Origin of the sequence: Oerskovia enterophila (assembly GCF_001692445.1) — a bacterium.
GTDB lineage: Bacteria > Actinomycetota > Actinomycetes > Actinomycetales > Cellulomonadaceae > Oerskovia > Oerskovia enterophila.
The window spans coordinates 34,325-54,318 of sequence record NZ_MAQA01000035.1 but is presented as its reverse complement, the minus strand read 5'-3'; the positions used below and the strand labels follow the sequence as shown (position 1 = coordinate 54,318).

The 19,994-nt window shown below is 71.1% G+C and carries 9 protein-coding genes; 1 reads left to right on the top strand and 8 read right to left on the bottom strand.

The window, feature by feature from the left end:
* Nucleotides 1–587: 587 nt before the first annotated feature.
* The 3 genes from OERS_RS14000 to OERS_RS13990 all read right to left on the bottom strand — a co-directional run bounded on the left by OERS_RS14000 (nucleotide 588) and on the right by OERS_RS13990 (nucleotide 3,658).
* Nucleotides 588–2,504, bottom strand: a complete 1,917-nt coding sequence (locus OERS_RS14000) for a 5-oxoprolinase subunit B/C family protein (RefSeq protein ID WP_083201472.1) — start codon at nucleotides 2,502–2,504, stop codon at nucleotides 588–590.
* Nucleotides 2,501–3,286, bottom strand: a complete 786-nt coding sequence (locus tag OERS_RS13995) for a LamB/YcsF family protein (protein ID WP_068626335.1) — start codon at nucleotides 3,284–3,286, stop codon at nucleotides 2,501–2,503. The genes OERS_RS14000 and OERS_RS13995 overlap by 4 nt, the downstream gene beginning before the upstream one ends.
* Nucleotides 3,287–3,466: 180 nt before the next feature.
* Nucleotides 3,467–3,658 (bottom strand): DUF1059 domain-containing protein, encoded by a 192-nt coding sequence (locus OERS_RS13990; RefSeq protein WP_068626332.1) that lies wholly within the window; start codon nucleotides 3,656–3,658, stop codon nucleotides 3,467–3,469.
* 219 nt (nucleotides 3,659–3,877) lie between these two features.
* Here OERS_RS13990 and OERS_RS13985 point away from each other — a divergent pair, with 219 nt between their 5' ends.
* Nucleotides 3,878–4,507, top strand: a complete 630-nt coding sequence (locus OERS_RS13985; RefSeq protein ID WP_083201471.1) for a GNAT family N-acetyltransferase — start codon at nucleotides 3,878–3,880, stop codon at nucleotides 4,505–4,507.
* Between the two features lie 198 nt (nucleotides 4,508–4,705).
* Here the strand turns inward: OERS_RS13985 and OERS_RS22045 are convergent, their stop codons facing one another.
* The 5 genes from OERS_RS22045 to OERS_RS13960 all read right to left on the bottom strand — a co-directional run bounded on the left by OERS_RS22045 (nucleotide 4,706) and on the right by OERS_RS13960 (nucleotide 19,910).
* The gene (locus tag OERS_RS22045; RefSeq protein ID WP_068626328.1) at nucleotides 4,706–10,225 is read right to left on the bottom strand and encodes a ThuA domain-containing protein; all 5,520 of its coding nucleotides are present in this window, start codon (nucleotides 10,223–10,225) and stop codon (nucleotides 4,706–4,708) included.
* A 183-nt stretch (nucleotides 10,226–10,408) separates the two neighbouring features.
* A complete protein-coding gene (locus tag OERS_RS13975; protein ID WP_068626326.1) occupies nucleotides 10,409–11,215 on the bottom strand; it encodes a hypothetical protein in 807 nt (268 codons plus the stop codon).
* Between the two features lie 210 nt (nucleotides 11,216–11,425).
* Nucleotides 11,426–17,407: a ThuA domain-containing protein gene (locus OERS_RS13970; protein ID WP_248948574.1), complete on the bottom strand. Its 5,982-nt coding sequence runs from the start codon at nucleotides 17,405–17,407 to the stop codon at nucleotides 11,426–11,428.
* 215 nt (nucleotides 17,408–17,622) lie between these two features.
* On the bottom strand, nucleotides 17,623–18,486 hold the full coding sequence (locus tag OERS_RS13965; protein ID WP_068626323.1) for a sugar phosphate isomerase/epimerase family protein: 864 nt from the start codon (nucleotides 18,484–18,486) through the stop codon (nucleotides 17,623–17,625).
* Nucleotides 18,487–18,683: 197 nt separating this feature from the next.
* Entirely contained in the window at nucleotides 18,684–19,910 is a 1,227-nt protein-coding gene (locus tag OERS_RS13960; RefSeq protein ID WP_068626321.1) for a substrate-binding domain-containing protein, read from the bottom strand.
* Between the last annotated feature and the right edge of the window lie 84 nt (nucleotides 19,911–19,994).

Genomic DNA, 19,994 nt, shown 5'->3' with positions numbered 1-19,994 from the left:
GGCTAACAACCATACGAAGCGGACCCGAAGGTCCATAATCATGGCTACAAACCGAAAACATGACGTTTTCAATTCATACCAAATAAGAAGTCTCAACACGAACACACAACACACACCGAAGGTGCACACCATGCGCCCATGCAGGACAATTGGCATTAACTATCAAGCACACTGTTGAGTTCTCAAGCAACCGACACGCACCGACTCCAACCCGTTTCCAGGACTTCACTCGGGGCAACTTCTCTAATCTACCAGACTCTTTCCGGCTTCTCAACCCACCGTTTCCGGTGAAGAAGATCTACCTGAGCCGACCTCCCAGGCGATCATCGAGCGACGCACGAGTGCCTCGTCAAGATCTTCAGGGTGGTCACCCGGGGGTTCCAGCCACTTCGCGGCGGCTCCGAGGAGCTTCGCAGTGGTGTCTGTTCCTCCCTGCCGGGCTGACTTCGAGAACATTACGTGGTGCGCCTCGGCTCCGTCAACTCCGTCCGGCTCGGCACCCCGTCGCCCCCTCCCCCTGCTCCGGGCGGGCGGCACGCAGGGACGAGCATCCGCGGCGCCGGTGGCTCACGGCCGGCCCGCCTGCATCACGGACCGGACGGCGCCGATCGCGCGGACCGGAACGAGACCTTGTCCCCAGGCCGGAGCTGCGCCGCGGTGTCGAGAGCGTCCGCAGCGACCACCGCGATGACCGGGTAGCCGCCCGTGACGGGATGGTCCCGCAGGAACAGCACGGGGTTCCCGTCGGGCGGGACCTGGATCGCGCCGGGCACGAGTCCCTCGCTCGGCAGCTCACCGCCGCGACGGTGGATCGTCGGGCCCGAGAGGCGCAGCCCCACGCGGTTGCTCGCGTTCGAGACCTCGAACTCGCCCGCCAGCAGCGCGGCCCAGGCGTCGCCGCCGAACCAGTCGGAACGCAGCCCCGCACGCACTTCCAGGGCGACCCCCACGTCGCTCGTCGCCGAGGGCACGAGTCCCACGGGCACCAGGTCGACGACCGGCAGGGCGGAGGGCCGCGGCCCGATCGCCACGAGGTCACCCGCGCGCAGCGGGGCCGGGCCGAGCTCGGCAAGGACGTCGTACGAGCGCGACCCGAGCACCGCAGACGCGGCGAACCCGCCACGCACACCGACGTACGTACGCGTTCCACGGACGGGGAAGCCCAGCCTCAGTACCGATCCGGGCCGCGCGCGGAGGAGCGCCTGCATCCCGACCGGGGTGCCGTCGAGCGTCGCGGGCGCCGGCGCTCCCGCGAGGGCGAACGTCGCCCGTTCGTGGAACCGCACGGCGAGCCCACCGAGCGTCACCTCGAGCACGGCCGCCGACTCGTCGTTCGCGAGCAGCCGGTTCACCAGGCGGAGGGCGCCCCGGTCCGCGGCGCCCGACCGCCCGACGCCGGCGGCGGACCACCCCGGGCGTCCCCCGTCCTCGATCAGCGTGAGGAGCCCGGGAGCGAGGACCTCGACACCGCGCGGCTCGTGGTGCCCGACCGGGGCGGTCCGCTCGGCGGCGCCGGGACTGCCGTGCACGGGTGCGTCCTGGAGGGATCGCCCCAGGCCACCGGCCCCGGCACGGACGACACCGACACCGAGGTGATCACGGCCCCGCACCAGCCCGTCACCGTCATCACCGTCGTCACCACCGACCCTGATCCCGTCCCCCTCGGACGCAGCGCCGGGCTCGTCGTCGTGCAGCCGCTCGACCGCACGGAACCGCACCCTCGTGCCCGCGGTGAGCAGCGCGGGCGGGTCGCGGTCGACGTCGAAGAGCTCGACGTCCGTCCGCCCGAGCAGGCGCCAACCGCCCGGCGTCGCACGCGGGTAGACCGCCGTGAGGTCCCCCGCGAGCGCGACCGACCCCGCGGGCACGCGCGTCCTGGGCGTCGCGAGGCGGGGTGCGGCGATGGCCGGGTCCACCTGGCTCAGGTACCCGAAGCCCGGCATGAAGCCGCCGAACGCGACGACGTACTCGCGTCCCGTGTGGCGTGCGACGACCTCGGCGACCGACAGGCCGGCCCACGCGGCGACGTCGGGCAGGTCGTCCCCGTCGTAGACGACGGGGATCTCGACGACCGCCGCCTCTCCCGGGCCCACGTCCTCCCCCGGCGCCACGCCGCCCGGCGCACCGGCGTGCGAGGCGACGCCCGCTCCCCCGTCCGCGCGTCGGGCGACCGCGGCCCAGGCCGCCCGGACCTCACCCTCGACGCGGCCCAGGTCCGCGGTGGTCGCCGCGTCGTCGAGCAGCACGAGGACCGTGCGCGCCGCGGGCACGACGTCCGCGACGCCCTCCACGTGCCGCGCCCGCAGCGCGGCGGCGAGCGCGTGGACCTCGTCGAGCCCGGGCAGGTCGACCATGAGCGCCCGGTCGCCGTAGGGGCGCACCGGCAACCGGCTCGTCCCGTCCGTCGTGCCACTCGTGGTCGCTCCGTTCGTCGCGGTCTCCCCCGCACGGTCCGCCGGCGTGCCACCGAGCCGCGACCCACCGGCGCCGGTCGGCCTGCTCATCCGCCGAACCGCTGCACGACGACGCCGCTCGCCTCGAGCGTCCGGCGCACCTCGGTCAGGAGCGCGACCGCGCCGGGGGTGTCGGAGTGGATGCACACCGAGTCGGCCTCGACCGTGATCTCGCTGCCGTCGGCCGCCACCACCACGCCCTCGGTCACGAGGCGCAGCGCGCGCTCGGCGACCTCGACCGGGTCGTGCAGGACCGCGCCCGGGGTGCCCCTCGGCACGAGCGACCCGTCGGGCGCGTAGCCACGATCGGCGAAGACCTCGTGCACCACGGGCAGCCCCGCTTCCCGGGCGAGCCGCAGCACCGCCGAGCCGGACATCCCGACGACCGGGAGCGTCGGGTCGTAGCCCGCGACTGCTTCCACGACGGCGCGCGCCTGCTCCTCGTGCCGGACGATCGCGTTGTAGAGCGCGCCGTGCGGCTTGACGTACCGGACCCGGTCCCCGGCCAGGCGCGCGAACGCGTCGAGAGCACCGAGCTGGTACACGACGTCGGCAGTCAGCTCCGCGGGGGCCACGGCGAGGAAGCGGCGCCCGAAGCCCGCGAGGTCGCGGTACGCGACGTGCGCACCGATGCTCACGCCCCGCTCGACGGCGGCGCGCGTCACGGTGCGCATGATCGTCGGGTCCCCCGCATGGAACCCGCACGCGACGTTCGCGCTGGTCACGAGGTCGAGCAGGGCGTCGTCGTCCGCGAGCGCCCACGGCCCGAACCCCTCGCCCAGGTCCGCGTTGAGGTCGATGCGGCGCGCGTCGGGCGCCGTGAGGTGTGCCATGTCCCCATCATCGCCGAGAACGCGTGCGCCCAGCAGGGTCCTCGACGGGTGTCCCGCGGGCCTCGGACGACCTGCGGGGTCCTGAGCACGGCTGTCGGCCGTGACCTTCGTGGTCACGACCGGCTGTGCCCCGGGTTCGTCCGGCCCCGGTGGCCCTCGTCCTTGCGCCGGGAGGTGTCCTCAGGCCATCGAGGGTTCTGCGTCGACCAGGTCGGCGCGGATCTCCTCACGCAGCTGGGGCGTGGGTTCGTGTCCGTGCTTGCTGACCATGTGGTCGTACGCGGCGTCGAGGACTTCCTCCTCCTCGCCGACGATCGTCAGCGTGCAGTTGATCACGCTGGGCGTGGTCCGGCAGTCGACCATCTTCCTCATGTGTTCTCACCTCCCCTCACGCGGGTCCCGTCGTCGGGGCTCCGGGCGGGGCGGCGTCCGTGGGCTGGGCGGGCGACGTCTCCGGTGCTTCCACCGTCCTCCGTGCGGGGCGAGGTGTCAACGGACGGCAGCGCTGCGGGCGTGGGGCGCGCGCAGCGCGCAGGCCCGACGGCGGAGCGCACCTCCCGCTCGTCGGTGCGCCCGGGTAGATTGCCGCGGGTGACGACCTCCCTGCGCCTCGCGACCCCCGACGACGCCGAGCGCCTCGCGGCGCTGGCCGCGATCACCTTCCCCCTCGCGTGCCCGCCCGGTTCCGACCCCGCGGCCGTCGCCGAGCACATCCGGACCCAGCTCTCCCCGGCACGCTTCGTGGCCTGGGCGAAGAGCGCCGACCACGCGCTGCTCCTGGCCGAGGTCAGCGTCCCCAGCACCGGTACCGGCACCGACACCGGCGACAGCTCCGACGGCAGTCCCGACGGCAGCAGCACAGGACGCGCCGACAGCGCCTCGGACTCCCGTCTCGTCGGCTACGCCCTGCTCGTGCGCGGCGTGCCCGACGACCAGGACATCGTGGCGGTCGTCGGCGACGAGCCCACGGTCGAGCTCTCCAAGATCTACGTGCACCCCGATTCCCAGGGCACGCGGGTCGCGAGCGACCTCATGCGGGCCGCGCTCGACGCGGCACCGGGTCTCGTCGCGGACCGCGCGGTGTGGCTCGGCACCAACGGCGAGAATGCCCGGGCGCAGGCCTTCTACCGCAAGCACGGCTTCGCGGTCGCGGGCTCGCGGACCTACGTCGTGGGCGGCGAGTCGCACGACGACGTCGTGATGGTCCGCCCGCTCGGCTGAGCCACCGCGCGGCGCGCGTCGCGCACCGAGGTGGGCGACGCCGTCGGGCACCGGGCAGTGCCGCGCCCCCGCACGCGTGCCGGACGACGGACGGGGCGGGACCCCGAAGGATCCCGCCCCGCCCGCTGCTGCGGTCGACCGGTCGGCGACGCCGCCCGTCACTCTCTCGACGGTCCGGGCGATCGACCGGTCACCCGGTCACCCGCAGCTCGTGGCCCCGTAGGCGACGTCGAAGGTCGTCGTCCGACCCCCGGCCGTCGCGGTGACCTGTGCGACCCCTGCCTCCACCGCGCCGGCACGCGCGCTGAAGGACTGGTGCGCGGACTTCCCCGGCGCGACGCCGAGGAAGGTCTTGGTGCCGAACGGCGTCGTGACGACGATGTCCGCGGGGACGTCCTCGTCGTTGACCACACGGACCGAGACGTTGGCGGTCCGCCCCACGCACTGGGACCTGACCGTCGTGGTGACCTCGACCTCGGGCTCCGGCTCGGCCGTCAGGTCCTTGACCTGGACGTTGCGGAACGAGACGTCGTCACCGTTGCCGTGGTTCTGCAGCCCGATGTAGCCGGACGACAGGTCGCGCGACGGTTCGGTCGAGGTGAAGTCGTTGATCAGGGTCCCGTTGAGGAAGACCCGGATCCGCTGCCCCTCGACCGTGATCTCGTACGAGTTCCACTCCCCCGGCGCCTTGAGGACGGCGTCGCGGGCCGCGAGGTCGGCGCTCTGGAACGTGTAGATCGCACCGGTCGTGCGGTCGTCGGCGTCCGTCGCGTCGATCTGGATCTCGTAACCCTGGTTGACCGCGACCCACGGGTCGTTGCCCGGGTCGGGGAACCCGACGAAGACGCCCGAGTTGTCGTCCCCGGCCATCTTCCAGTCGAGCGTGAGGCTGTAGGCCTCGAGCTCCTCGGGGTACCAGAGCAGGCCCATGCCCCCGGTGGACAGCATGGAGCAGTCCTCCTGGAGCTCGAACCCGCCCGGCCCGGCCATCTTCCAGCCGGCGAGCGACTCGGCCGTGCCGTCGAAGAGCATGCGGTAGCCCTCCGCGGGCGTGGCCGGCTCGCAGACCTCGGGCTCGTCCTCGACGAACGTGACGTCGCTGAACGCGACCGTCGTGGGAGCCGTCTGGTTCTTGCCGAGCGCGAACGGCCCCGGCGCGATCCCTGCGAGCGTGTCGTTCGTGACCGGTGCGAGGTCCGTCCAGGTGACGCCGTCGAGCGACCAGGAGCCCGTGAAGGTGTCCTGGTCGCGCGTCAGGCGCACGTGGTAGGTCTTGTCGGCCTCGCGCGGCAGGTCGGACACGCCGGGCTGCGGGTCCTGGACCACGTCGCCCTTCTCGCTGCGTGCCTCGAAGCCCACGGTCCCGGCAGCCGCCCCGTTGTGGATCACGCCCACCTTGACGTAGTTGGCCTGGTCCTTGAAGACCATGAGGCCGCCCTGGTGGTAGTTCTGCGTGAGGTCGGACGTGATGGTCGTCTCGACCGTCCACCGGTCACCCGTGGCGATCTTGTTGCGCAGGATGTTCGGCACGGTCGAGTTGGTCGCGCCGAACACGTCGTCGTCCGTGGTGGTCAGGCGCAGCGCGCCGTCGCTCACCGCGAGCTTGGACGCGTCGGGGTTGACGACGTACCAGCGGCACGCGTCGAGCTCGGTGCCCTCGAACGTGTCGCTCGCCGTCGTGCCCTCGCACGTGGGCGGCGTGGTGCCGTCCACGAGACGCACATAGTCGAACGCGACGTCGATCTGCGCCGCGCCCGCGAGCTTGCCGAGCGCGAAGACACCGACCCCGGCGTCCTGGGCCGCCGGGTTCTTCACGCCGCCCGGCAGCACTGCCCAGGTCTGGCCGTTGTCGACCGAGACCTGGCCCGTGAACGTGTCACCGGCACGGGACAGCCGCAGCTGGTACTCGCCGTAGACCGGCTTGGCGAGGTTGTCGATCCCCGGCTGCGGGTTCTGCGTGACGTCCCCGACCTCGCTGCGCAGCTCTGCGCGCACCGAGCCGTCGTCGTTGCCGACCACGTCGAGCTTCACGTAGTTCTTCTCGTCGAGGTAGACGATGACACCGCCCTGCTGGGCCGACCGGACGAGCGGCGCCGTGAACGACGTCTCCACGGTCCAGGTGTCGCCCGGCTGGTCGGTCGTGACGATGTTGGGCACGGGCGAGTTCGCCGTGCCGTAGAAGTCGTCGTCGGTCGTGGTGACGACCCACTTGCCGTCGCGCACCTCGGCGAGGTCCGGGCGGTAGTTGTGGACGTCCCAGCGGCACGCGTCGATCGACGCGCCGAGGAACTCGTCCTCGGGCCCGCGCTGCGGGTCGGGCTCGGTGCACTCGAGCGCACCGAACGTGGTCACCTTCACGGTGCCCGACGCCGAGGCGCCGGCCGGGTCGGTCACGGTCACCTTGGCCGTGAACGCGCCACCGGTCGTGTAGGTGTGCGCGACCTGCGCTCCGGTCCCGGTGCCGCCGTCGCCGAAGTCCCACGCGTAGGTGAGGTCGTCGCCGTCCGCGTCGGTCGCCGTGGCCGTGAAGGTCACGTCGAGCGGGGCGTCGCCCGTGGTGGGCGTGCCCGTGACCGCGGTGAGCCTCGGCGCCACGTTGTTCGCCGCCCCCTTGCCCGCGAAGTGGAGCGAGTCGACGTCGAACATGTCTCCCGTGGCCCCCGACGCCGAGCGCGCGACGAAGAACAACGTGTTCGTGCCACCCGGGTCCGTGATCGGCACGACGTCGGACGACGCGTGCGTCTCCCAGCTGCCCGTCGAGCCCATCGTGATGGTCCCGAGGAGCGGACCGTCCGCCGCTCCGACGCGGACGTCGATCAGGCCGCCCGCGTTGCCCGACGTGTAGCGCGCCGAGATGCCCGTGATGTCCTTGAGGTTCATCCGGTCGAACGCGAACCAGTCGCCCGGGGCGATGTAGCCGAGCTGCTTGGCGCCCTCGGCCGCGGCCTTGTCGACGACCTGGACACCCTGCTGGGCCGTGAAGTACTCGGCCTGCTTGGTCCGCGTGTGCAGGACGGCCTCGTCGTCGCCGGTCAACGAGGGCACGCCCTCGGCTCCGCCGTCGGTGTACGTCGCGTTGACGACCCCGAAGATGTTGGCGTCGAGACCGTGGCCCTCGTCCTTGACGGTCGTGAGGACGCCCTCGCAACCGGTCGCGCTCGAGAGCGGGTGCCCGTGGTTGTCGTGGCCGAGGATGTACTCGACGACGACGTTGTCACAGTCGACCTCTGTCCCGTCCTCGGCGTCCGTGACCGTGACCGTGAACGGCACCTGGTCGCCGAAGTCGAAGAACTGCCCGTCCTGCGGCAGGTCGAGCGTCACCACGGGGGCGGTGTTGCCGACCGTGATCGTGGTGGTCGCGACGCCCGTCTTGCCGTCGGGGGCCGTGACCGTGAGACGGGCCGTGTACTGGCCCTTGGCGGTGTACGTGTGCGTCACGACGGGCTCGGTCGAGTCGACCGTGCCGTCCGAGTCCACGTCCCACGCGTACGTGAGCGGCAGGTTCTCGGGGTGCTGGGAGGCCGATCCGTCGAGGACGACCTCGAGCGGCACGCCACCGTTGGTCACCGACGCCTCGATCTCGGCGACCGGGGACCGTGAGCCCTTGACGTAGTCGATGCGGTAGACCGCGGAGTCCGCGGCGCCGCCGAAGTAGCCGCTGCCGTAGTCGAGCACGTACAGCGAGCCGTCCGGGCCGAACTCGAGGTTCATGGGCCGACGGATGTTCAGCCCGGTCAGCGCCGGGGCGAAGCCGGCAGGGCTGCCGTCCTCGTTGAGCACGGCCTCCTTGATCCAGCGCCGCTCCCACTCGTACAGCAGGGGCTTGCCGTCGTAGTACTGCGGGAACTTGGTCTCCGAGACGAGCTCGGGGTCGTAGTTGTAGACCACGGCGCCCATGGGCGACTCGCCGCCCGAGCCGAAGGCCGGGACGTTGCCGCCGTCGTAGGGCTGCCAGGCGGCGATGGCCGGCGGCAGGTCCACGAGACCCGTGTTGTTCGGGCTCGTGTTCTTGGGAGCGCTGCAGTCGAACGCCGCGCCCGAGGTGCCCGTCGCGAAGTCGTAGTCGACGTAGGGGACGTTGTCCCCCACGCAGTACGGCCAGCCGTAGTTGCCGGGCTCGGTGATGACGTTGAACTCGACCGACCCACCGGGGCCGCGGTTCGGGTTCGCCCCGCCCGCGTCGGGCCCGTAGTCACCGAGGTGCACGTAGCCCGTGGCCTTGTCGACCGAGAACCGGAAGGGGTTGCGGAAGCCCATCGCGTAGATCTCGGGGCGGGTCTTGTCCGTCCCGGGAGCGAAGAGGTTGCCCTCCGGGACCGTGTACGTCCCGTCGTCCTTCATGGTGATGCGCAGGAGCTTGCCCCGCAGGTCGTTGGTGTTGCCCGACGAGCGCTGCGCGTCGTAGGCCGGGTTGCGCGTCGCCCGCTCGTCGATCGGCGTGTAGCCGTCCGAGGCGAACGGGTTCGTGTCGTCCCCCGTCGACAGGTAGAGGTTGCCCTCTGCGTCGAAGTCGATCTCACCGCCCGCGTGGCAGCACGTGCCGCGCGAGGCCTCGACCTCGAGGATCTTCTTCTCGCTCGCCAGGTCGATCGTGTTCTGGTCGGTGAGCGTGAAGCGCGAGAGCTGGTTGTAGCCGTCGAAGGCCTCGAACGACTCGGGGCCCGTCCCGTACTCCGGGGCGTCGCCCGCAGGCGTGTTGAGCCGGGGGGCGTAGTAGAGGTAGACCCAGCGGTTCTCGGCGAAGTCCGGGTCGATCGCGACCCCCTGGAGGCCGTCCTCGTCGTGCGAGTACACCGGGATGGTGCCCGCGAGCGAGGTCGTCGCGTCCGCAGTCGTGTACCAGACCCGGCCGTCGCGCGAGGTGTGCAGGACGTCGCCCTCGGGCAGGACCGCGAGCGCGATCGGCTCGCCGGTCTTCTCGGCGCCCTTCGCGAGCGTGATCTGCTCGTACGAGCTCTCGACCGTCGCGCCGCACTCGGCCTCGACCGCGCCCGCGGCGGTCTGGATCCCGCCCAGGAGGTGCTGGACGAACGCCGGGTCGCTGTAGGACTCCTGCGTGTGGCCACCCCCCGTGTACCAGGAGCGGCCGCCGGCCACGTCCTGGCACCAGGCCGTCGGGTGGTCTGCACCCATCGCGCCACCGCCCGGCGAGTACGTCGCCTCGTCGAGGGTCGCGAGCACGTGCACGTCCCCGCGCGGGTTCTCGCGGAAGTTGTACCACTCGTCGTACCGCTCCCACGTCGCCGGCAGGTGCGCGGTCGAGGGGTGGTCCTTGTCCGCGACCACGACGTTCGCGGTCTGGTTCTGCGGGTGGGCCGAGAAGTACGCGCCCACGAGCTCGCCGTACCAGGGCCAGTCGTACTCGGTGTCGGACGCGGCGTGCACGCCCGCGTAGCCGCCGCCGTCCGCGATGTAGGCCTCGAACGCGGCCTGCTGCTCGCCGTTGAGCACGTCGCCGGTCGTCGAGAGCCAGACGACGGCGTCGTAGCCCGCGAGGTTCTCCTCGGTGAACGCCCCCGCGTCCTCGGTCGCGGTCACGGCGAAGTGGTTGTCCACGCCGAGCTGCTTGATGGTCGCGATCCCGGCCGGGATCGCGTCGTGCCGGAACCCGGCGGTCTTGGAGAAGACGAGCACGGAGAACTCGTCGTGGGCGGCGGCGGGTGTCGCCGTCAGGGCCAGGGTCGGGGCAGCGAGGGTCAGCGCCAGGAGCGCGCTCACCCCTGCCCGTCTCCTTCGGTGTCGTACGGTCACAGCTTTCTCCTTTGAAAGTCGATCGTCGTCCTCGGCGGCGGCCAGGCCGTCCACCGGTACTGCGTCCGTCCTCACCTCCTCGTGCGCGCGGTGCTCCTGGGTGCCCGCCGGGACTCGGCCCACCCGCAGGTGGTCCCGGCGGGCACCGGTCTAGTGGTCGCTCTCCCCCAGGCTCGCGGCGCCGTCGCCTGCGTCGTCCGGGTGGAGCGGGAGGAACACGTGGACGTGCCCCTGGTCTGCGGCGACGCTCAGGTCGTCGAGCTGGGTCGCGGCCATGCTCCAGGTGTCCGCGGCGCGCAGGCGCAGGTCGGCCGCGAGCGCCAGGAGCTGCGCCCGGGCCGGCTCGGCCGACCCCTCGGCGAGCTCGAGCGTGTCGAGCGCGTCACCCAGCAGCGCGATCGAGACGCCCAGCCCGTTGCGCGTGACGTTGTACCCCGACGCGCCCGTCGGGAGGGCCTCGGCCTCGGCCGTCAGGGCCGCGAGCTGGTCCCGCCACGCGGCGAGCTGCTCAGGGGTCGCCGGGGTCCCGGGCGCGCCGTCGAGCGGCAGCGCCACGGACAGCTCGTGCATGGTCGGCACGAGCCTCTCCTGGGCGGAGACCGCGAAGTCGGTCACGACGCCCAGGTTCTCGGCGTCGCGCACCACCTCGGCGGCCTCGAGCTCGGCCACGCGCGCGGGGTCGACGGCGTACGCGCCGGACGCTCCGTCGTCGGGCCCTCGCGTCACGGCCCAGACGACCGCCACGACGACCAGGGCGACCACCGCGACCGCGGCGACCACGAGCCACGCGAGACGAGCGCGCGAGAGGTTCCACGGCCACCGGGCGCTCGCGCGCTCCGGTGGCCGCTGCTGGGGACGGCCGGCACCGTCCCCGGACCGGGGTCCCGCTCCCCGAGCGGTCGCCGACCGGGCTGCGAGGTCCGCCTTGCTGCGTCGTGCTGCGGTCTTCTGCGCCACGGGTCGGTTCCTGTCTGTCGGGGGCGGGAGGTTCGTGCCGGCGCGGGCGCCCGGCACGAAGACGGAGGTTGATGCGGGTGTACGGAAGAGGCCTGCCGGGAGACCGGGCGGGGAAGCGCTGTCAGAGCCGTACGCCGTCGGGCCGTCACGGGCGGGACGACGTGCGCGGCAGGCGCCGCCCCCGAGGGGGCGACGCCTGCCGTTCGTGCATCAGCTGCAGGAAGCAGCCGCGTAGTCGACCGTGTACGTCGACGTCCGGTCCCCGATCGTCGTGGTGACCGTGACGGAACCCGCCTCGATCGCCCCCAGACGCGAGCTGAACGTCTGCGACGCGGACTTGCCCGGAGCGACACCCGTGAAGGTCTTCGTCCCGAACGGCGTGCTCACCTTGATCGTCGCGGGCGCGTCGTCGGTGTTGACGACCCGCACGTTGACGAGCACCTTGCCCGCGGTGCACTGGGTCTTGGCCACGACCTCGGCCGAGACCCCGCCCTCGACTGCGGGCACCGAGAGGGTGAGCGGCTCGCTCACGTTCCCGGCGACGTCGACCGCGCGGTACGAGACCTCGACGGCCCCGTCCCCGACCACGACCGGCTCGCCGTACGTGAGCCACTCGCCCTCGGCCGTGTCGGCGAGGCGGTACTCGACCCGCTCGACGCCCGAACCGGCGTCGGCACCCGCGAGGGTCACCGTGCGCTCGGCGAGCTCGGCCGTGGCCGTCGGCACCGTGGTGTCGATCTTGACCACGTGAGCGACCTCCTCGGAGACGTTGCCCGCCTCGTCGGACGCCCGGAAGGCGAGCGTGTGCTCCCCGTCCGTCGTGAGCGCCACGCCGGCCGTGTACGGGGCCCAGTCGCCGTCGGCGACCTTGACCTCGATCGACGGCGTCTGGGAGACGTCGTCGGTGGCCGTCGCGGAGACCGTCACGGCCCCGGTGTTCCAGCCGGACGCGCCGGCTGCCGGGTCCTGGGCGACGGTCACGACCGGCGCCTGCGTGTCCTCGTCACCCGTGGTGACGTGGAACCAGTCGAACGCCACCGTGACCGGGACCTCCTGCTCGGGGCCGATGGCCACGAGACCGAAGGACGTCAGCGCGGCGTCGTTCGTGACGGGCGCCCCGAGGGACGTCCAGTTGACCCCGCCGTCGCTGACCCAGCCCTGGTAGGTGTTGCCCACCTTCTCCATGCGCAGGTACCAGTAGCCGGACTCGGTCGTGTCGGCGATCTCGAGCTGGCGGTTGCCGCCGCTCGAGGCCGCGTTCTTCTCCGACGCGAGCTCCGCACCCAGGTTCAGGGCGGTACCCGGCTGGTTCTTGGCGACCACGTCGAGCTTGACGTAGTTGTCGTCGTCGCCATACGCCATCAGACCCGCGTACTGCCACCGGTGCAGCAGCGGAGCCTTGAAGCGGGTCTCCGCGACCCAGTCGCCCTCGGGGGCCGCCTGGAGCACGAAGTTGCGCGGGCTGACCGGGTTGTTGTTGTTGATGTCACCCGGCTGGGTGGTGATGCGCAGCTCGCCGCCGGCGACCTCGACCTTCGAGGCGTCGTAGCGGACCACGTTGTTCCAGCGGCAGCCGTCGAGGGCGGTGCCCTCGAACTCGTCGGACGGCTCACGCGTGCCGTCGTCCGTCGAGTCCGGCGTGACCTTGAACCAGTCGAACAGCGCGACCGAGTCGGCCGTGCCCGTGTCGCCTGCGGCAACCATGCCGAAGGTCGCGTTCGCCTTGACCGGGGCAGAGCCCGCGATCGCGGTCCACGTCTGACCGTCCGCCGAGTACGCGGCCGTGATGGCCGTGCCCGTCGAGGTCAGCTTGAGGTAGACCGACGACGGGAAGTTCGCCGCGACGTCCGTCTGGCCGTGCCACGTCCGGTTCCCACCGGTCTCGGTCTGGAACTCGAGGAAACGAGCCCCGCTCTGGTTCTTCGTGAACGCGAACTTGGTGTACTCGTTGTCGTTCACGTGCACGAGGAGACCCGCGTGCTGCCAGTGCCGTGCGAGCGGGACCTCGACCTTGGTCTGGATCTCCCACGCCCCGGCAGGTGCCGGCTGACCCAGGTAGCTGATCGGGCCCGGGACGGCACCGTCGATGTCACCCTGGACGACGGGCAGGACCGCCTTGCCGTCCGCGACCGTGAGCGACTTCCCGGGTGCGGTGCGCACCACGGTCCAGCGACCGGTGTTGATCGACGCGGCGTCGAACTCGTCCGACTTCTGCGCCGCGCACTGCGGCGGGGTGCCGGTACCAGGCTCGGTCGGGTCGACCGGGTCGTCGTCGAACGAGAAGTCCTGGAACTCGACCGCGCTCGTGGCGGAGCTGTGCGCCGTCACGAACATGCCGATGTCCTGGACCGCCTCGGCACCCGGCAGGGACACCGGGTCACCGATCTGGGTGAAGTTCTCGCCGTCCTTGCTCCACGACGCCGTGTACAGGTCGCCGTCGCGCTCGATCCGCATCCACGCGGGGTAGCTCGACGAGCTCGCTGCCGACGACGTCACGAGCTGCCCCGCGGCGTTGCCGCGCAGCCACTCGAAGCCGCCGTTCGGACGGATGCCCAGGGCCGCGTAGCCCGGTGACTTGCCAGGCTGCGTCACGTCGTTGCGGACGATGAGACCCGCCTTGGCGGACCCGTTGGTGTTGCCCTGGCTGTTGACCTTGACCGTCGCGGACCACTTCTCGTCCGCACCGGCCTCCTTGTAGATGGCCGAGTACTCGTCGGTGCCCTGCCACATGTTGGCACCCGCGGAGCTCACGAGGTACTTGCCCTCGGAGAGCTGCTCGAACGTGCCGTTCGCGTTGGTGAAGGTCTTCATGCCGGCGAACAGGTCGCCGACCTGCGCCATGACGATGCGGGACTTCGTGGTGAGGCCCTTGTCGTTGGTGGCGACCGCGGTCAGCTTGTAGTAGTTGTCCGCGGAGACGGTCCAGGTCGTGGAGTACGGCGCGGACGTGTCCGTGCCGATCGACTGGCCGTTGACGAAGAACTCGACCTGCGTGACCGTGTTCTCGGCATCCGTCGCGTCCGCCGAGACCGTGATCTCGCCCTGCTCGAGCTGGACGCCCGCCTCAGGAGCAGTCACGACGACCTCGGGACGGGTCGTGGCCGAGATGCCCTTGCCGTGCGCCTCGATGAAGTTCAGGCGACGCTCGCCCGCACCGGGGAACACGACGTACAGGGTGAAGCTCTCCCCCGGGTCGGCGACGTCGACACGCACGTCGGTGAACGTCCCCAGGCCGGTCTCCGGGACGGAGGCCGTGGCGAGGAGCTCGCCGTCGGGAGCGTCACGACGCAGCTCGACGGTGCCCGCCTGGGCTGCCGAGACACGCAGCGACAGCGCGCTGATCTGGTGGAGGTTGAACGGGTCGTACGAGGACCATGCCCCGTCCTTGCCCGTGATGACGGACCCGCCGCCCTCGACGTCACGGCTCGGGAGCTGGGTCGTGCCCTGCGACGCCGTCTGGAACTCGGCCTCACGCTTCTTGCCGAACACGAGGGTCGTGTCGGAGCCGGTGAGCGCGGGCACGCCGCCCTCGCCGCCACCGTCGGTGTAGCGGGCGTCGAGCACGTAGAAGACGTTCATGTCCTCGCCGTGCCCGCCACCGAGGCCGGTCTCGACCGAGCCCGTCGTTCCGTAGAGCGGCTCGGACGGGTGCGCGTGAGCGTCGTGGCCCAGCGCCGGCTGGATGATGACGTTCTCGTCGACGATCGAGGTGTCCTCGGCGTCGGTGACCGAGACGTCCCAGTCGATCCGGTCGCCGAAGTCGAAGAACGACCCGGTCGGCGGGAGGTTGAAGTCGACCTCGGGGCGCGTGTTGCCCACCGTGATCGGCGCCGTGGCGGTGCCGACCTTGCCCGAGGGGTCCTTGACCGTTAGACGGGCGTCGAACACGCCGTTCTCGGTGTAGGTGTGGGTCGGCTTGGCCTCGGTCGAGTCCGTCGTGCCGTCACCGTCGAAGTCCCACGCGTACGTGAGCGCCTCGTTCTCGGGGTCGGTGCTCGCCGAGCCGTCGAACGTGACGGTCAGCGGAGCCGTGCCCGAGTCCGGCGTGGCGGCCGGCTTGGCGACCGGGGAGCGCGAACCGGAGATGTAGTCGATGCGGTGCAGGCCCGAGTTCGGGTTGTCACGGCCGAAGCCGCCGCCCCAGTCGAGCACGTAGAGCGCACCCTCGGGGCCGAACGTCGAGTCGATCGGAGCGAGGAACTGCTCGTTCGACAGGAAGGGGTTGACCTTCTCGACCGCGGCACCCTTGGGCGTCGCGTCCTTGAGGTCGATCGAGTACATCTTGTTGCGTGCCCACTCGTAGAAGAAGGGCTTGCCGTCGTAGTACTCCGGGAACTTGGTGTCCGACACGAGGTCGGCGTCGTAGCTGTAGAACGGACCACCCATGGGTGCGAGACCGCCACCGGCGTTGATGACGCCGGGGGCCGAGGTGCGCTGGTAGCCGTAGTACATGTCCGCGGGCTGGGCCGGCGGGAGCTGCGTCAGACCCGTGTTGAGGATCGAGTCGTTGACCGGGTTGGCGCAGTCGAAGAAGGCGCCGACCGTGACCGGGTTGGTGCGGTAGTCGACGTCGCGGAAGGGCTCGTTCTTGCCCATGCACAGGGGCCAGCCGAAGAAGCCCGGCTCCTGGATGTAGTTCCACTCGGCGATGCCCGCAGGGCCGCGGTTCGCGAGGTTGTCGGAACCGTTGTCGGGCGAGTAGTCGGCCACGCCGAGGTTGCCCGTGGCGGGGTCGATCGTGAACCGGAACGGGTTGCGGAAGCCCATGGCGTAGATCTCGGGCAGCGTCTTCTCGGTGCCCGGGGCGAACAGGTTGCCCTCGGGGATCGTGTACGTGCCGTCGGCCTCGGGGTGGATGCGGAGCACCTTGCCGCGCAGGTCGTTGGTGTTGGCCGACGTCGCGCGGGCGTCGTGCTGCTGCCCCGGGCGCTCGGAGATCGGCGCGTAGCCGCCCGAGGGCTCGGAGTGCGGGTTCACGTCGTCGCCCACGCCGATGTACAGGTCACCGGTGCGGTCGTCGAAGATCAGGCTGCCACCGGTGTGGCCCGGCTCGTCGGGCAGACGCCCGGCCGGGACCTCGATGAGGACCTTCTCCGACGCCGGGTCGATCACGGTGCCACCGGGACCGCCGTCGGTCACGGTGAAGCGCGAGATCCGGTTGAAGAAGTTCGCCGGGTCGGAGTCGTTGGCGCTGGCCGGCGAGTAGTACTGGTACAGGTACCCGTTGGTCGCGAAGTCCTTGTCGAGCGCGATGCCCAGCAGGCCGTCCTCACCACCGGAGTACACGGGGATGGTGATCGCGGTCGAGGTGTTCTGGGTGCGCGGGTCGTAGACGCGGATCTGACCGCGCACGAGCTCGGTGAAGAACACGCGGCCGTCGGGAGCGACGTCCATGCCGAACGGTGCGCTCGTGTTCGTGTCGAGCGCGACCTTCTCGAACTGGCCCCAGTCGGTGCCGCCGCAGTCGCCCGCGACCTGGCCGGACGCCCACTGGACGCCGCCCACGATGTGCTGGACCAGGTCCGGCTCACCGGTGAAGTGCGCACCGAAGTGGCCCATGCCGGTCATCCAGGCGCGGCCGCCGTCGTAGGGCTTGCACCACGAGATCGGGTGGTCGGCGCCCATCTTGTTGCCGCCGGCGTCGTAGGTCGACTCGTCCATCGTGGCGAGCACGTGCGCGCTGCCGCGGACGTTGGCCGAGTAGTTGTACCACTCGTCCGCGCGGTTCCAGCGCTGGTCGAGGTGGCTGGTCGAGGGGTGGACGCGGTCCTCGACGCGGACCGTGCCGGGCAGGCCGGGGCTGTTGCCCGTGGCCGCGTGACCGGGCATGAGCGCCCCGATCATGTCGTCCCACCAGCCGTAGTTCCCGCGCATGTCGGTCGCGTTGTGGATCGCGACGATGCCGCCGCCGGCCTGCTGGTAGCGCTCGAGCGCGGCCTTCTGGTCGGCGTTCCACGGGTCGCCCGACGTCTGGAACATCACCAGCGCGTCGTACTCCGCCAGGCCCGCGTCGGTGAACACCGAGGAGTCCTCGGTGTGGTCGGACGCGATGCCGACGTCGGCGAACGCGGCCTCGAGCACCGGGGTGCCCTGCGTGATCGCCTCGGAGTGCCGGAACTGGGTCGTCTTGGTGAAGATGAGGACCTTGCGGTCGTCACCGGGTTCGTGTGGTCCGTCGTGGGCAGCTGCCATGGTCACGGGCGCGAGGGTGAACGCCAGTGCTCCGATGGTCAGCGCCGCGACGGCTCTTCCCCGCAGGGGAAGTCGCGCAGCCTTCATGTGTCTTGCCTCCAGGGCAGTCGGCACGTGGTTTGCGTGCCCTGTTCGTCGGTGAACGGGGCGCACGTGCTGTGAAGAGATACGTCGTCCCACGGCGTGCCGGCGCCGTCGGTGTTCCTACCGATCGATCAGCCGCGCATCAGTCCCTTCAGGAAGTCCAGGCCATCGACAGCGATGGCGTCCTGGGTGGGGGCGAGCGGACGCCAGATCGAGGCGGCCGTCGCGATGGTCGCGTTGTCGGCGGTGAACGACTCGATGCACAGGGAGCCGTCGTAGCCCGTGGCGTCGAGCGCGCCGAGGAACGCGTGCCAGTCGAGGTGGTCGCTGCCGGGGGCCCCGCGGTCGTTGCCGCAGACCTGCACGTGCGCGATCCGGTCCCCGGCGCGCGTCACTGCGGCCGCCAGGTCCGTCTCCTCGATGTTCATGTGGTAGATGTCGAGCATCAGCCCGATCCCGGCCGACGGCAGCGGCGCGACGACCGCGAGCCCCTGGTCGACCGTGTTGACGAGGCTCGTCTCGTAGCGGTTGAGCGGCTCGAGGCCGATCCGTACGCCCGCGGCCATCGCGTGGTCGACGACGGGGGCGAGGTGCTCGACCAGCCCGGCGTTGGCCGCCTCGCGCTGGGCGGGGGTCAGCCGCCAGGTGCGCCCGACGGACGCGTACGCGGGTCCGCCGATCACGCCCGAGCCCACGGTGGCCGCCATGTCGATCACCTGGCGCAGGTAGTCCTGGGTCCGGCGGACCGTGCCGGCGTCGGCCGCGACGAGCTCGCGGCCGGGGCCCATGACGAGGGACACCGACGCCCCGAGGCCGTTGTCCGCGAGGACTCGCGCGGCCTGCTGCGGGTTCCAGTCGGTCACGTCCTCGACGGGCAGCTCGAGGACGTCGAATCCCCACCCGGCGACGCGCGGTGCGATCTCGCGGAGGGAGCCGTCGGTCAGGGGTGAGGTCCACACCCAGGTGTTGACCCCGAGGGGGCGCGTGCGAGCCACGTTGCTCTCTTTCGTCGGTGGGTGCGTCACCCGGGTGCCCGACGCCGGAGCTCGCCCTCGCGCGGAGGGCGGGCTGCGTCGTCGGGCACCGTGGGTGGGACGTGCGGGTCGTGCTCGGGTGGGCCGTGCCGGCCCCTCGAGCTGGTCGAGGGGCCGAGCCGCGGGCTACCCGTGGTGCGGTCGGGCCGTCGCTGGGGTCAGCGGTCGGTCCAGGCCTCGGGGTAGCCGGGCAGGTCCTCGCCACCGAACTTGGCGTAGTGCAGCGACGGCATGTCCTTGTTGGCCTCGAGGTAGGCGTCCAGGTCCTCGCCCGTGATGGGCGACTGCGGCAGGACCCACTCGGCCGGGACCTGCTCGCCGTTCCAGATCTTCTGGGCTGCGAGGATCGGGGTGCGCCACTGGAAGTTGGAGTACACCGCACCCAGGGCGGTCATGTCCGTCTCCTGCCACTTGCGCATGAAGCTCAGCTCGTCCTCGCCCATGAACACGGGGTAGGGCTTGCCGGCGTCCTCGAACGCCTCGACCGCCGCGACGGCGCCGTCACCGGCGTCCATCCAGATGCCGTCCACGTCACCGCGCTGCAGGTACTGCGTCACGATGTCCTTGATCTTGGCGCCGTCACCACCGGTGAACTCCTGGCCCACGACCTCGATCTCGCTGTCGGAGAAGATCTTGTCCGCGGCGGCCCAACGGTTCTCGAGCACGTCGACACCGGGGAGGATGCGCAGCGCGAGGACCTTCGAGCCGGGCTCGAGGTTCTCGACGAGGAACTCGGCGCCGTCGGCGCCGTAGGCGTAGCCACCGATCGGGTGGATGTAGGTGACCATGCAGTCGGAGTTCACGCCGCGGTCGAACACGATCACGGGCTTGCCGCTCTCGCACGCCGCCTCGACCGCCGGGGTCAGGGTCGCGGTGGTCGAGGGCGAGATGATGATCGCGTCGCAGTCACCGGCCTCGACGAACGCCTGGATGTCGGAGATCTGCTTGTTGTCGTCGTCGGCCGCGTCCGAGACGCGGAACTCCGAGATCTCGCCCGAGGCCTTGAGGACCTCGACCTGCTGCTGCATCGTGATGAACCCCGTGACACGCCACGGGTTGGAGACCGAGGCGTTGGAGAAGCAGAGCTTCTTGCCCCCCTCCTTCGCGTACTGCGCGGTGTCCACGAACTCGGGGTCGATCGCCTGCAGCCACGGCTGGTCGGCCGGGCCCTCGGGGACCGCCGAGCGCTGCGCGAGCTGGCGCTCGTAGTCGGCCTGCACGAACCACTGGCTGTTCGCACCGGACTCGTTGGACTCCTCCGTGGACTCCTCGGTGGCCGCGGCACCCGCGTCCGGGGTGTCGGCGGGCGCGTCGGTGGTGCACGCAGCGGTGAACAGCAGTGCCGCGGTCGCGGCCCCTGCCATGAGAACTCGAGAGCGTCGCATGTTCCTTCTCCTGATGATCGAGAGACTTCTTTGTCCTGCCGTCGCAGCGGGTGCGACGGCCTGTCGGGGACGGATCTGTGTGGC